This is a genomic window from Streptomyces venezuelae, assembly GCF_008642275.1.
GTDB lineage: Bacteria > Actinomycetota > Actinomycetes > Streptomycetales > Streptomycetaceae > Streptomyces > Streptomyces venezuelae_E.
Genome location: NZ_CP029189.1, coordinates 3,210,437 through 3,222,217, shown reverse-complemented (window position 1 = coordinate 3,222,217; position 11,781 = coordinate 3,210,437). Strand labels below are relative to the sequence as shown.

The window sequence follows — 11,781 nt, the reverse complement described above, 5'->3', positions numbered from 1 at the left end:
CTACTGCCAGAAGACCTGCTCGATGACGATCTGAGGCTCGGCCGTGCGGTGGACGAAGGTGTAGCGCAGCCAGCCGTGGCCCCGGTCGAAGTAGAGGATGTGGGCACCGCGCGGATCGGTGGAGCGGACCGGCTCGATGCTCACCCTGGTCGTGTCGAGGTGGTCGTCGCGGTACGGATGCCGTGACGTCTTCAGCTCCGTGACCGCGTCGGTGATCAGATCACGCACGGCGGCGGGCAGGGTGTCCCGGTATCCGGCTGCGAGCTTGGTCCAGTCCGTGGCCCACGGGGGGCCGGTGAACTCTGCGCTCACTCGCCGGGTCCGAGCGCGGCCACCCGGTGGTGGATGCGCGACGCCTCTTCCAGCAGGTCCCGGGCCTTGTCGGGATCCGCGCACCCGGCCGCCCGCTCCTCCAGATCACGCACGTGGTGGTCGAGGTGGGGGTCCCTGGCGAGCGCGTACTCGCCCCACCAGCGTGCAAGGAACGCCGGCGCCGCCCCGATGTCGTAGGTGTCGGCGACCTTCGTGCGCCAATTGGCTTCGAAGTCGCCCAGGAGCTGCGGGGCATGGGCGGCGATCGCCGCCCGCAACGCGGGAATGCTGCGCTCGGGCATCGGGGGGACACCGTGGGCGGGCCCCGGGGCGGTGGTCATCAGACGTCCTCTTCCGGTCGGCGCCCTCCACGATAGTGCGCCGGGGCCCGCCCCGTGCGTCCGTCGCAGGCGGAGGCGGAGGCGGAGGCGCGGGCGGAGGCGGAGACGCGGGCGCAGGTGCGCCGGACCTGCGGGTCAGGCCAGCAGGCCCAGGTGGACCGGCTCCGCCCGGGTGTCGGCCAGGAGGTCCGGCAGGCTCGGGGGCCACAGGGGCTCGCCCAGGGTGGCCAGGCGCTGTGGGGAGAGCCACTGCCAGTGGATGTCCGGGGCCTCCAGGACCGGCTCGCGGTGCGGGCCCCTGGTGACGAAGACGTGCTCGTGCTGGCGGACCGGGATCCCCTGGTGCGTGAAGTCGTGCTCCCAGGTGCAGAGCAGCCGTTCGGGTTCCAGGTCGGTCCAGCCGGTCTCCTCGCGCAGCTCGCGCCGCACGCAGTCCTCGGGGCTCTCGCCGGGGTCGATGCCGCCGCCGGGTGGCAGCCAGTGGATGCCCACCTCCACGTTGTCCTCCCGGAAGAGGAACACGGACCCGGTGGGGGACAGGATGACAACGCGCGCTGCGTGACGTGGAGTTCGCATCATCGATTCAATGTACGCCGGTGATCGGTTCCGGGGGACGGGCTTGCACCTGGCCTTTTACCGCCTTTTGCGCGCCCGCCCCCGGAGCCGTCCCCGCGCCCGCCCCCGGAGCCGTCCCCGCGCCCGCCCCGCTACGCCGCCGCCAGCGCCAGCGTCGGCGACAGCCGGGCCGCGCGCACCGCCGGGTAGAGCCCGGCCAGGGTGCCGATCACCAGCGTGGCGGCGAAGCCGCCGGTCACCGCCCAGAGCGGGACCACCCAGGGCAGGTCGCCGGCCCGGGCGTAGACCGCCGTGGCCGCCGCGCCCAGGGCGATGCCGGCCAGACCGCCGAGCCCGGACAGCAGCAGGGACTCCGTCACGAACTGGATCCGGATCTGGCCCTTCGTGCCGCCCAGGGACCTGCGCAGGCCGATCTCGTGCCGCCGCTCCAGCACCGAGATGATCATCGTGTTGGCGACGCCGACCCCGCCCACCAGCAGTGCGATCCCGCCCAGCCCCAGCAGCAGTGTGCTGAACGCGCCCTCCGTGGCCGCCTTCGCCTGCAGGGCCGCCGACGGGTCGGTGACCTGCACCGCGCTCGGGGTCTGCGGGTTGGCGCTCCTCGGGATGAGTGCGCGGACCGCCGCCACCCGGTCGTCCGCCGATCGCTCGTACACCGCCGTCGGGTGACCGTCGAAGCCCAGCAGCTGCTCGGCCGCCTCCCAGCCGATCAGCGCGGACCGCTCGATCTCCGGGGCCAGCGGGACGGGCTCCAGGACGCCTGTCACCGTGAAGTACCGGCCGCCGATGAAGACCTGCTGACCGGGTGCGGTGATGCCGAGCCGGCGCGCGGCGACGTCCCCGAGCACCACCGAGGGATAGCGCCCGGTGGCCGCGTTGAGCCAGGTGCCGCTCGCCGGCCGCGCGCGCAGCGTGCCCAGCAGGTCGTCCCTGACCGCCTTGAGCACGATCCCGCCCGTCTCCCCCTTCGGGATGTTCTCGGAGCGGCGGACGGACTCGGGCACGTCGCCGGTGGTGCCGACCGACTCGACCCCGGCGATCCGGGAGATCATGCCGGGGGCGTCCTTCGGCAGCTTGGTGTCCTGCCCGGTGAACATCCCCTCGCCCGGTTTCGCGACCAGCATGTTGGTGCCGAGCTTGTCGAGCTCACTCAGCAGCTTCGCCTGGCTGGAGGAGGAGATCCCCACCACCGCGATCATCGTCGCGATGCCGATGGCGATGCCGAGGGCGGACAGGAACACCCGCGCCGGACGGGCGCGCAGGCCCGCCGATCCCACGTGCAGCACGTCCCGCGGGGACAGCCGCGGCGGCTTCAGCCGACGGGCGCGGGTCCCCGTACGCGGCCTCGCGCGGCTCACGACGCCGCCCCCGCCCGGTTCCGTACGTCCGCGACGATCTCCCCGTCGCGGATCCGTACCTGCCGCGGCAGGCCCGCCGCGATCTCCTGGTCGTGGGTGATCACCGCGATGGTGGCGCCGTCCCGGTTCAGCTCGCGCAGCAACTCCATCACCGACTCCCCGGACGCCGTGTCCAGCGCGCCCGTCGGCTCGTCGGCCAGCAGCAGGTCCGGTGCGCCCGCCACCGCCCGGGCGATCGCCACACGCTGCTTCTGCCCGCCGGACAGCTCGTGCGGCCGGTGGTCCGTCCGGTCGCCGAGGCCCACCCGGTCCAGGGCCTGTGCTGCCCGGCGCAGCCGTTCGGCCCGCGGGAGGCCGCTGTAGAGCAGCCCTTCGGCGACGTTGGCCAGGGCGCTGATCCCCGGCACCAGGTGGAAGGACTGGAAGACGAAGCCGACGTGCCGCGAGCGCAGGGCCGACAGCGAACGGTCCGGGAGGGCCGCGATGTCGTACCCGGCGATCCGTACGCCGCCCGAGGTCGGGCGGTCCAGGGTGCCGACGATGTGCAGCAGCGTGGACTTGCCGGAGCCCGACGGGCCGACGATGGCGAGGAGTTCGCCGGAGGCGACGGTCAGGTCGACCCCGCGCAGGGCCGCGACCCCGCCCGGGTACTCCTTGGTGACCCCGGTCAGTTCCACGACCGGGTCGGGATGCGTCGTCCGGCGTGCCGCCGGATGCGTCGTCGTGGCCGTCACAGCTTCGGGATCCCCACCTGCATGCCCTCCTTGAGGGCGTCGCCGGTCACCTCGACCCGGCCGTTACCGAAGATGCCGAGCTCGACCGGGACCTCGCGGGCCCGGCCGTCCTCCACGACCTGGACGCCGAAGCCGCCGCCCGCGAGCGCGAGCAGCGCGTTGACCGGTACGGAGAGCACGCCCTTGCGGGTCTCACCGGTCAGGCCGACCGTCACCGGGGACTGGTCCGGCACGTTCACCCCGGCGGCCTTGTCGAAGGTGACGACGACCTCGACCTGGGCCTTCTTGTCGCCGCCGCCGCCAGGTCCGCCCGCGCCGCCGCCGTCCTTGTCGTCGGGGCCGGCGGACCCGCCCACCGAGTCGATCTTCCCGGTGGCGCTGCCGCCGCCCGGAAGCCGTACGGTCACCGGGTCGCCCGCCTTCGCCGCGCCCGCCTTCGCCGCGTCCAGCCGGCAGCGGACGATCCGTTCGGTGCCCGTCACCGTCAGCACCGGCTTGCCCGGTGCCAGCTCGTCACCGACCGCCGCGTCGCCCGTGCGCACCCGCTGCGGCCCCGTCGCGAAGGCGACGTCCTCCTTGCCGACCTCGCCCGTCTGCGTCACCTCGTGCGCCTTCTGCCACCGCTTGACCGCCGTGGCCGTGCCCGCCGTGAAGGTGCCGTCTTCCGGGTCGAGCCCGGTCCCGTACCCGAGGGCCTGCAGATTGCGCTTGAGCTGCTTGACGTCCTCGCCCTTGTCGCCGGCCTTCAGCGGCCGGTACATCGGCGTGGACCCGTACATGAGCCGCACCGCCCGGCCGTTGACCTCGTACAGCTTCCCGTCGCGCTCCACCGCCGAGCCCGCGCCCGCGGTCCACGTGAGCACGCCGGGCCCGGCCGCGTTCAGTTTGCGCTCCCGCGCGTAGCCGAGGGTGCCCTCCACCTGGAGACCCGAGCCGAGGTCACCGCGCTTGACCGGCGCCGTGGCCGGCGGCAGTCCGCCGGCCGCGCGCTGCTCCTGCCCGCCCCCGTCGCGCTGCGGCTGCGCCATGACGGCCCATCCGCCGCCCGAGACGGCCAGTACGGCGGTGAGTGAGGCCAGCAGCCACTTGGCCCGCTTCCTCATCGGCCCGTGTCGCACTTCTTCTGGGCCTCCTCGAAGGCCTTCTCCTGACCCTTGGGGATCTCGGTGGCGCTCTTCATGCCGCCGTTGTACTCAGGGTCCTTGAGGGCGACCCCGTTCTCGCGCATGCACCGGATCCACTCCAGCTCCTTGTCCTTCTCCTCCTGCGTGGGCTCCCTGCCGGCCCCGGTGCCGGTGCTCGTCCCGCACTTCTTCATGGCCTCCTGCATCTTCTGCGGATCGGCGTCCCCGCCGATCGTCATCCCGCGCGGGTCCTGGCCGGGCTCGGGATCGGGCACGTCGATGCCCTGCTCGCGCAGGCACTGGCGCATCTTCACCGCGTTGTCGGCCACCGTCCCGGCGCCGCCCCCGCCACCCCCGGAGGAGTCCTCCTTCCCCGCCGACGCGTCGTTCGCGCAGGCGGTGGCGAACAGGGTCAGCCCGGTGACGACCGCGGCCGTGGTCATGATCAGGGATCGCTTCATGGGCCCGAGCCTGCGGTGAACGGGCCTTTCGCTTCCCTCTCGCACCCTGCTTACAACGGCGAAACACCGATCTCCGGTAGAGAGGACGCCATGCGCGTACTGGTGGTGGAGGACGAGGAGTTCCTCCGGGAGATGATCGCCGAGGGGCTGCGCCGTGACGCGCTCGCCGTCGACGAGGCGAGCGACGGCCCGGAGGCCCTGCGGCGCCTGCGCCTGGGCGAGTACGACGTCCTCGTCCTGGACCGCGACCTGCCCGGCCTGCACGGCGACGAGGTCTGCCGGCAGGTCGTGCGGGAGCGGCTGCCGACCCGCGTCCTGATGCTGACCGCCTCCGGGACCGTACGGGACCGGGTCGAGGGCCTCGGACTCGGCGCCGACGACTACCTCACCAAGCCCTTCGCCTACGACGAGCTGCTCGCCCGCGTCCTGGCCCTGGGCCGCAGGACCCGCCCCGCGCTGCCGCCCGTGCTGGAGCGCGGCGGGGTCGCCGTCGACACCGCCCGGCGCAGCGCCAGCCGGGACGGGCACCGGCTCGCGCTGTCCCGCAAGGAGTTCGCGGTGCTGGAGGAGCTGCTGCGCGCCGAGGGAGCCGTCGTCAGCAACGACGACCTGATCGAGCAGGTGTGGGAGCAGGACACCAGCTACTCCACGAACGCCGTCCGGGTCACCCTCAGCAAGCTCCGCGCCAAGCTGGGCGACCCACCGCTGATCGAGACCGTGCCCGGCGCGGGCTACCGGATCGCGGCCCGGTGAGCGGGCGTTCGCCGACGGGGCCGCTGCGCACCGAGCGGGGCCGCCTCACCGCCCTGTACGGCTCCCTGCTGCTCCTGGCGGGCGGCGGCCTGGTGGCGCTGGTCTACCTCCTCGTCGGCCAGGGCCTGTACGCGAGCGTCAGCGGGGCCGTCCGTACGGTCTCCCCGGCCTACGCGGTCCCCTCGCCCGGGGCCGTCCCCGGCGAGAAGATCACCCCGGGGTGCCCCTGCGAACCGGCGCGGAAACTGCCCCCGGGCCAGACCCCCACCCCTGAGCAGCTGGAGCGCTACGCCTACACCCAGAACCTTTCCGACGCCGTCACCGACGCCACCCGGCACCGGCTGCTCGTGTACTCCCTCCTCGCGCTGGCCGTCTTCGCCGTGCTGTCGATCTGGCTCGCCTGGTGGATGGCCGGCCGGGTGCTGCGCCCCGTCGGGGTGATCACCGAGACCGCGCGCCGCCTGTCCGGGGAGAACCTGGACGAGCGGATCTCCCTCGACGCCCCGCCCGGCGAGCTCAAGGAGCTGGCCGACACCTTCGACGCGATGCTGGGGCGGATGGAGCAGCTGGTCTCCGCCCAGCGGCGGTTCGCGGCGAACGCGGCGCACGAGCTGCGCACCCCGCTGGCCGTGCAGCGGGCGGCGGCCGAGATCGGCCTGGCGGGGGATCCTTCGCCGGAGAAGGTGGCCCGGATCCGCGCCAAGCTGATCGGCGTCGCCGACTCCAGCGAGCACCTCATCGAGTCCCTGCTGCTGCTCGCCGTCTCGGAGCAGGGGCTGGAGTCCACCGGCCCGGTCGACCTCGCGGCGCTCGCGGCGGCCGAGCTGGCGGCCTGTCCGCAGCAGGGGCTCACCGTCGTACGGACCCTCGCGCCGCTGACCGTGCAGGGGGACCGGACCCTGCTGGGGCATCTGCTGCGGAACCTGCTGGCCAACGCCGTACGGCACAACCGCGCCGACGGCCGGATCGGCGTGTCCACCTCCGCCGAGGGGGAACTGACGGTGTCGAACACCGGACCGGTGATCGCCCCCGCGGACGTCCCGGGACTGCTGGAGCCCTTCCGCAGGCGTGCCGAACGGCTGCACACCGTGGGCGAGGGAGCCGGGCTGGGGCTGTCGATCGTGGCCTCGATCGCGCGGGCGCACGGGGCCGAGCTCGTGGCGGAGGCCAATCCGGCCCCGGACGGCGGCCTGACGGTCCGAGTCCGCTTCCTGCGGACCGCTTAGGCCGTCCCGATCGGATCGTGGCGGGCCCGGCACGATCCGAAAGTGACGGCCTGGGCGCGCAGGTCGCGGCCACCCGGGCTCCGGCGGCCTGCTGATGTACGGTCGGAGGAATGAGCCAGCACGTCCGAGCCCGCTCCCGTCCGTCCGGCAAGCCCCGCGCGGTCCGCAGGTCCCCCCGGGTGGCCCTCGCCGCCGTGCTCGGCCTGGTGACCTTCACGGCCGGCTGGGTGTATGCGGCCCAGGATCCGGACCAGGCCGCCGGCCCGCGGCCGCAGGCCCGGGCGGACTCCCGGCCGCAGGCCGAGGACCGGGCCGCGCGTGACGCCCGGCGGGCCGCGCAGCAGGCCGCCGAGCGGGCGGCCGAGGAGGCCGCCCGGCAGGGCCTGAGCGGGGTCAGCGACCAGACCCGGGCCCGGATTCCGGCCGAATCCCGTCAGCTCATCCTGGTCACCGGCAAGGCCGTCGACTCCTCGGAGTCCACCGCCGCCTTCTACACGCGCCCGGCGGCCGGCGCCGACTGGGTCCGGGCCGAGAGCTGGCCGGCCCGCAACGGGGCCAACGGCTGGTCCACCGAACGCACGTACGGAGACCTGACCTCGCCGATGGGCGTCTTCGCGCTCACCGACGCGGGCGGTCTGCTGCCGAAGCCGCCCGGCACCAGGCTCCCGTACGACCGGGACAACGGCTTCGTCCCCTCGGGTCTCGGGGTGAACGGGGAGTCCCTGACGGGCTCCTTCGACTACGTCGTCGCCATCGACTTCAACCGCAGGCCGGGCACGTCCCCGCTGGACCCGGTGATGCCGGACGGCGAGGACAAGGGCGGCAACATCTGGCTGCACGTGGACCACGACGGGCCCTCGCAGGGCTGCGTGGGCATTCCCAAGGAAGCCATGCGGAAGGTCCTGGAGACCCTCGACCCGGCGGCGAAGCCGGTCATCGTGATGGGGCCGGAAGGCTTCTGAGCCGGGCGGGGCGGGGCCGCAGCAGCAGCCCGATGTAGACGAGGTCGAAGACCGAGCACAGGATCCCGAGACCGAGGATGAACGGCGCGTCCTCCACCACCCCGAACAGCAGGGTCGGCGCGAGCGTCCCCAGCCATTTGGCGACCGCGATGGTCAGGGACTGCCCGAGCGGCCCCTGCCGGGCGGCGTAGAGGGCGATGAACAGGCCGGACATCAGCAGGTTCTGCAGGAACGCCGAGTACCGGCTCGCGTCGTGGGCACCGAAGTGCGCCAGGAACAGCCACTGCACGGCGAAGCCCGTCCCGAACACCAGGACCGACCAGCCGGCGAAGAGCGGCCGGGTCACGAACTCCGGCAGCTCGGCGCGCCCGTGGCGCAGGTAGGTGTAGACGATCACCAGGTCGGCCACCGCCCACACCACGTTGACCACGCCCTGCGCGGAGAGCCCGGTGGAGACGTCGCGGACCGCGTAGGTCGTCTCCCAGGCGAAGTTGAGCGCGAGCGCGGCGACGGGCATCGCGTACGTCCGGTCCCGCAGTCCGACGCGGATCGCCTCCAGGTACACGACCGTCCAGGCGATCCCGCTGACCAGCGTGAGTATCAGATCCACGCGCGCACCCTAGCGAGCGGGACGGGGCGGGGGAACGCCCCGGTTCCGCCGCGGGTGTGCCGCACCCCTTGTCTGACGGATCGTCAGCTACGACGATGGGCCCGCACCGATATGACGAATCGGCAGACGAAGGCGAGGCGGGCCCCTCATGGCGCGCGTGTTTCCGCAAGGTCGGCTGGTCTACGGGATGCAGCTCCCGGTCCAGTCGCAGAGCACCATCTACGCCGAACCCTGGGAGGCCGCGGCCACGGCCGCCGATCTCGCCGAGATCGCCCGGGCCGCCGACCGGGCCGGCTTCGGGTACGTGGCCACCTGTGACCATGTGGCCGTCCCGCGGCGGCTCGCCGGCCCCATGAGCACCGTCTGGTACGACCCGGTGGCCACCCTGTCCTTCCTGGCCGGCATCACCGAGCGCGTACGGCTGCTGAGCCACGTCGCGATCCTGGGCCTGCGCCACCCGCTGGTCAGCGCCAAGCAGTACGCCACCCTCGACCACCTCTCCGGCGGCCGGCTGATCCTCGGGGTGGGCGCCGGGCACGTGCAGGAGGAGTTCGAGGTGCTCGGCGTCGACTTCGCGCGACGGGGCGCCGTCCTCGACGAGACCCTGGACGCGCTGCGGGCGGCGCTGGGCCCCGAGGAGTACCCGGAGTTCGAGGGCGAGCTGTTCTCCTTCAAGGACCTCGGCCAGCTGCCGCGGCCCGCGCAGGAGCGGATCCCCGTCTGGGTCGGCGGCTCCTCGCCCGCCGCCGTGCGCCGGGCCGCGGTCCGCGGGGACGGCTGGCTCCCGCAGGGGGACCCGCGCGACAGGCTCCCGGCGCAGATCGCCCGGATCGAGGAGCTGCGCGCCGAGGCCGGGGCGGACGGCCCGTTCGAGTTCGGCGCGATCACCGAGGCGCTGTACGTCGGCGAGCCCGGCTGGGACACCGGCCGCCGCGCCCTCACCGGCAAGGCGGAGGCGCTCGCCGAGTCCCTGCGGGAGTACGGGGCGCTCGGAGTGGACCAGATCCAGGTGCGCTTCCGCAGCCGCGACCGGGCCGAACTCGTGGACCAGATCACCGCTTTCGGGGCCGAGGTGGCCCCCCTCCTCAACGACTGAACGACTGAACGTCTGAACGACTCAATGACTGAACGGCCGGACGGCTGGACGAATGGGGGCTGACGGATCATGGGCAAGCTGGACGGGCGTGTCGTCATCATCACCGGCGCGGCGCGCGGGCAGGGCGAGCAGGAGGCCCGGCTCTTCGCCGCCGAGGGGGCGCGGGTGCTCCTGGGTGACGTCCTGGACGAGCAGGGCGCGGCGGTGGCCAAGGACATCGGCGAGGACCGGGCCCGGTACGTACGGATGGACGTGAGCCGCGAGGAGGACTGGGCGGCCGCGATCGCCGCGGCGAAGGAGACCTTCGGGCCGGTCGACGGCCTGGTCAACAACGCGGGCATCCTGCGCTTCAACGAGCTGACCGCGACCCCGCTGGAGGAGTTCCAGCAGGTGGTCCAGGTCAACCAGGTGGGCGCCTTCCTCGGCATCAAGACGGTGGCTCCCGAGATCGAGGCGGCGGGCGGCGGCACCATCGTCAACACCTCCTCGTACACGGGCCTGACGGGCATGGCGTACGTCGGGACGTACGCCGCCACCAAGGCGGCGATCCTGGGGCTCACCCGGGTGGCCGCGCTGGAGCTGGCGGCCAAGGGCATCCGGGTCAACGCGATGTGCCCGGGCGCCGTGGACACCCCGATGGCCAACCCGGGCCTGCTGGACCCGGCGAACATGACCGACGAGGCCAGGGACGCGATGGCGGAGCTCTACAAGCGGGTCGTCCCGATGGGCCGGGTGGGGCAGCCGGAGGAGATCGCGAAGCTCGCGCTCTTCCTGACGGGCGACGACTCCTCCTACATCACCGGCCAGCCGTTCGTGATCGACGGCGGCTGGATTGCGGGCGTCAGCATTCTCTGATGGGTCGTCAGGTATTGACGGTCCCACCCCGGCGATGGAACAGTCGAGACATCGAATCTGACGCAACGTCAGAAACCAAAGGACGGTGAACCCCTTGGAATTCGGGCTCTTTGTGCAGGGATACGTGCCTGAGGCGCGGTCCAAGGTCGACCCCGAGGCAGAGCACAAGGCGCTGATCGAGGAGACCGAGTACGTCATACAGGCGGACAAGTCCGGCTTCAAGTACGCCTGGGCGTCCGAGCACCACTTCCTGGAGGAGTACTCGCACCTGTCGGCGAACGAGGTGTTCCTCGGGTACCTCGCCCACGCCACCGAGCGCATCCACCTCGGCTCCGGCATCTTCAACCCGCTCGCCCCGGTGAACCACCCGGTCAAGGTGGCCGAGAAGGTCGCCATGCTCGACCACCTCTCCAAGGGCCGCTTCGAGTTCGGCACCGGCCGCGGCGCGGGCAGCCACGAGATCCTCGGCTTTCTGCCGGGCATCGAGGACATGAACGGCACCAAGGAGATCTGGGAGGAGACCATCGCGGAATTCCCCAAGATGTTCCTCCAGGAGGAGTACGAGGGGTTCCAGGGCAAGCACTGGTCGCTCCCGCCGCGGAAGGTCTTCCCCAAGCCGTACGGCAAGGCCCACCCGGCCATGTGGTACGCGGCCGGCTCCCCGTCCTCGTACGCGATGGCGGCGAAGAAGGGCCTCGGCGTGCTGGGCTTCAGCGTGCAGAAGGTCTCCGACATGGAGTGGGTCCTCGACCAGTACAAGACGGCCATCCGGGAGGCGAAGGCCATCGGCGCCTTCGTGAACGACAACGTCATGGTCACCTCGACCGCCATCTGCGCCGAGACCCACGACAAGGCCGTCGAGATCGCCGTGGGCGCCAACATGAACCGCTTCCAGTCGCTGGTCTTCCGCTACCACGACACCTTCCCGCGGCCCGAGGCGATCCCCGAATGGCCCGAGACCCTCCCGGAGTACAACGCGGAGATCATCGAACTGCTCATCGCCGAGGAACTGCTGATCTGCGGCGACCCGTCGGAGGTCCGGGCCCAGTGCAAGCGCTGGGAGCAGGCGGGCGCCGACCAGCTCTCCTTCGGCCTGCCGACCGGCGTCTCGTACGAGGACACGATGACCACGATCAAGCTGATCGGCGAGCACGTGATCCCGCACATCGACACGGACCCGGTGCACCGCACGACCCGCTTCCGGCAGTCCGCCTGACCCCTGCGGGGGCACCTACGGGGACGGCGTCTTCCCGGACCGCCGTCCCGCACCGGCCCCGGCCGGGCGGCCACCGGCCGGGGCCCGCGGGGGCTCCGCCCCACACCCCGCGCCTCACACGCCGGCTGGGCATTCCAGCCCCGCCGGCGTGTGAGGC

14 protein-coding genes are annotated in these 11,781 nt (G+C 72.7%); 6 read left to right on the top strand and 8 right to left on the bottom strand.

Going from position 1 to position 11,781, the window contains the following annotated elements:
• From DEJ51_RS13935 to DEJ51_RS13905, 7 genes are all read right to left on the bottom strand, one after another.
• Entirely contained in the window at window positions 1-312 is a 312-nt protein-coding gene (locus DEJ51_RS13935) for a hypothetical protein (RefSeq protein WP_150257874.1), read from the bottom strand.
• The gene (locus tag DEJ51_RS13930; protein WP_150257873.1) at window positions 309-653 is read right to left on the bottom strand and encodes a hypothetical protein; all 345 of its coding nucleotides are present in this window, start codon (window positions 651-653) and stop codon (window positions 309-311) included. The genes DEJ51_RS13935 and DEJ51_RS13930 overlap by 4 nt, the downstream gene beginning before the upstream one ends.
• A gap of 135 nt (window positions 654-788) precedes the next feature.
• Window positions 789-1,232 (bottom strand): NUDIX hydrolase, encoded by a 444-nt coding sequence (locus tag DEJ51_RS13925; RefSeq protein WP_317852397.1) that lies wholly within the window; start codon window positions 1,230-1,232, stop codon window positions 789-791.
• A gap of 128 nt (window positions 1,233-1,360) precedes the next feature.
• The gene (locus DEJ51_RS13920) at window positions 1,361-2,587 is read right to left on the bottom strand and encodes an ABC transporter permease (RefSeq protein WP_223835800.1); all 1,227 of its coding nucleotides are present in this window, start codon (window positions 2,585-2,587) and stop codon (window positions 1,361-1,363) included.
• On the bottom strand, window positions 2,584-3,321 hold the full coding sequence (locus DEJ51_RS13915) for an ABC transporter ATP-binding protein (protein ID WP_150257872.1): 738 nt from the start codon (window positions 3,319-3,321) through the stop codon (window positions 2,584-2,586). Before DEJ51_RS13915 ends, DEJ51_RS13920 begins: the two co-directional genes overlap by 4 nt.
• A complete protein-coding gene (locus DEJ51_RS13910) occupies window positions 3,318-4,424 on the bottom strand; it encodes a peptidoglycan-binding protein (RefSeq protein ID WP_150257871.1) in 1,107 nt (368 codons plus the stop codon). The genes DEJ51_RS13915 and DEJ51_RS13910 overlap by 4 nt, the downstream gene beginning before the upstream one ends.
• Complete coding sequence (locus DEJ51_RS13905) at window positions 4,421-4,906, bottom strand: hypothetical protein (protein ID WP_150257870.1); 486 nt, start codon at window positions 4,904-4,906, stop codon at window positions 4,421-4,423. The genes DEJ51_RS13910 and DEJ51_RS13905 overlap by 4 nt, the downstream gene beginning before the upstream one ends.
• 90 nt (window positions 4,907-4,996) lie before the next feature.
• Here DEJ51_RS13905 and DEJ51_RS13900 point away from each other — a divergent pair, with 90 nt between their 5' ends.
• From DEJ51_RS13900 to DEJ51_RS13890, 3 genes are all read left to right on the top strand, one after another.
• Window positions 4,997-5,659 carry a response regulator transcription factor gene (locus DEJ51_RS13900; RefSeq protein WP_150257869.1) on the top strand — a complete coding sequence of 221 codons (663 nt, stop codon included), beginning with the start codon at window positions 4,997-4,999 and terminating at the stop codon, window positions 5,657-5,659.
• Entirely contained in the window at window positions 5,656-6,885 is a 1,230-nt protein-coding gene (locus DEJ51_RS13895) for an ATP-binding protein (protein ID WP_223835799.1), read from the top strand. The genes DEJ51_RS13900 and DEJ51_RS13895 overlap by 4 nt, the downstream gene beginning before the upstream one ends.
• A 110-nt stretch (window positions 6,886-6,995) precedes the next feature.
• Window positions 6,996-7,847, top strand: coding sequence for a L,D-transpeptidase family protein (locus DEJ51_RS13890; RefSeq protein WP_150257868.1), 852 nt, complete (start codon window positions 6,996-6,998; stop codon window positions 7,845-7,847).
• Here the strand turns inward: DEJ51_RS13890 and DEJ51_RS13885 are convergent.
• A complete protein-coding gene (locus DEJ51_RS13885) occupies window positions 7,819-8,457 on the bottom strand; it encodes a hypothetical protein (protein WP_190620372.1) in 639 nt (212 codons plus the stop codon). The genes DEJ51_RS13890 and DEJ51_RS13885 overlap by 29 nt on opposite strands.
• Window positions 8,458-8,605: 148 nt before the next feature.
• On the opposite strand from DEJ51_RS13885, the gene DEJ51_RS13880 reads away from it, so the two are divergent.
• The 3 genes from DEJ51_RS13880 (at window position 8,606) to DEJ51_RS13870 (ending at window position 11,624) form a co-directional block, all read left to right on the top strand.
• Window positions 8,606-9,553, top strand: a complete 948-nt coding sequence (locus tag DEJ51_RS13880) for an LLM class F420-dependent oxidoreductase (protein WP_190620369.1) — start codon at window positions 8,606-8,608, stop codon at window positions 9,551-9,553.
• Window positions 9,554-9,622: 69 nt separating this feature from the next.
• Window positions 9,623-10,408, top strand: coding sequence for an SDR family NAD(P)-dependent oxidoreductase (locus DEJ51_RS13875; RefSeq protein ID WP_150257867.1), 786 nt, complete (start codon window positions 9,623-9,625; stop codon window positions 10,406-10,408).
• A gap of 94 nt (window positions 10,409-10,502) precedes the next feature.
• Window positions 10,503-11,624, top strand: a complete 1,122-nt coding sequence (locus DEJ51_RS13870; protein WP_150261904.1) for an LLM class flavin-dependent oxidoreductase — start codon at window positions 10,503-10,505, stop codon at window positions 11,622-11,624.
• The last annotated feature ends 157 nt before the right edge of the window (window positions 11,625-11,781 follow it).

What these genes read in the sequence shown, in the direction of transcription:
- DEJ51_RS13875 (WP_150257867.1), top strand. Translation starts at nt 9,623, where the DNA reads ATGGGCAAGCTGGACGGGCGTGTCGTCATCATCACCGGCGCGGCGCGC.
- DEJ51_RS13880 (WP_190620369.1), top strand. Translation starts at nt 8,606, where the DNA reads ATGGCGCGCGTGTTTCCGCAAGGTCGGCTGGTCTACGGGATGCAGCTC.
- DEJ51_RS13930 (WP_150257873.1), bottom strand. Translation starts at nt 653, where the DNA reads ATGACCACCGCCCCGGGGCCCGCCCACGGTGTCCCCCCGATGCCCGAG.
- DEJ51_RS13905 (WP_150257870.1), bottom strand. Translation starts at nt 4,906, where the DNA reads ATGAAGCGATCCCTGATCATGACCACGGCCGCGGTCGTCACCGGGCTG.
- DEJ51_RS13890 (WP_150257868.1), top strand. Translation starts at nt 6,996, where the DNA reads ATGAGCCAGCACGTCCGAGCCCGCTCCCGTCCGTCCGGCAAGCCCCGC.
- DEJ51_RS13910 (WP_150257871.1), bottom strand. Translation starts at nt 4,424, where the DNA reads ATGAGGAAGCGGGCCAAGTGGCTGCTGGCCTCACTCACCGCCGTACTG.
- DEJ51_RS13925 (WP_317852397.1), bottom strand. Translation starts at nt 1,232, where the DNA reads ATGATGCGAACTCCACGTCACGCAGCGCGCGTTGTCATCCTGTCCCCC.
- DEJ51_RS13900 (WP_150257869.1), top strand. Translation starts at nt 4,997, where the DNA reads ATGCGCGTACTGGTGGTGGAGGACGAGGAGTTCCTCCGGGAGATGATC.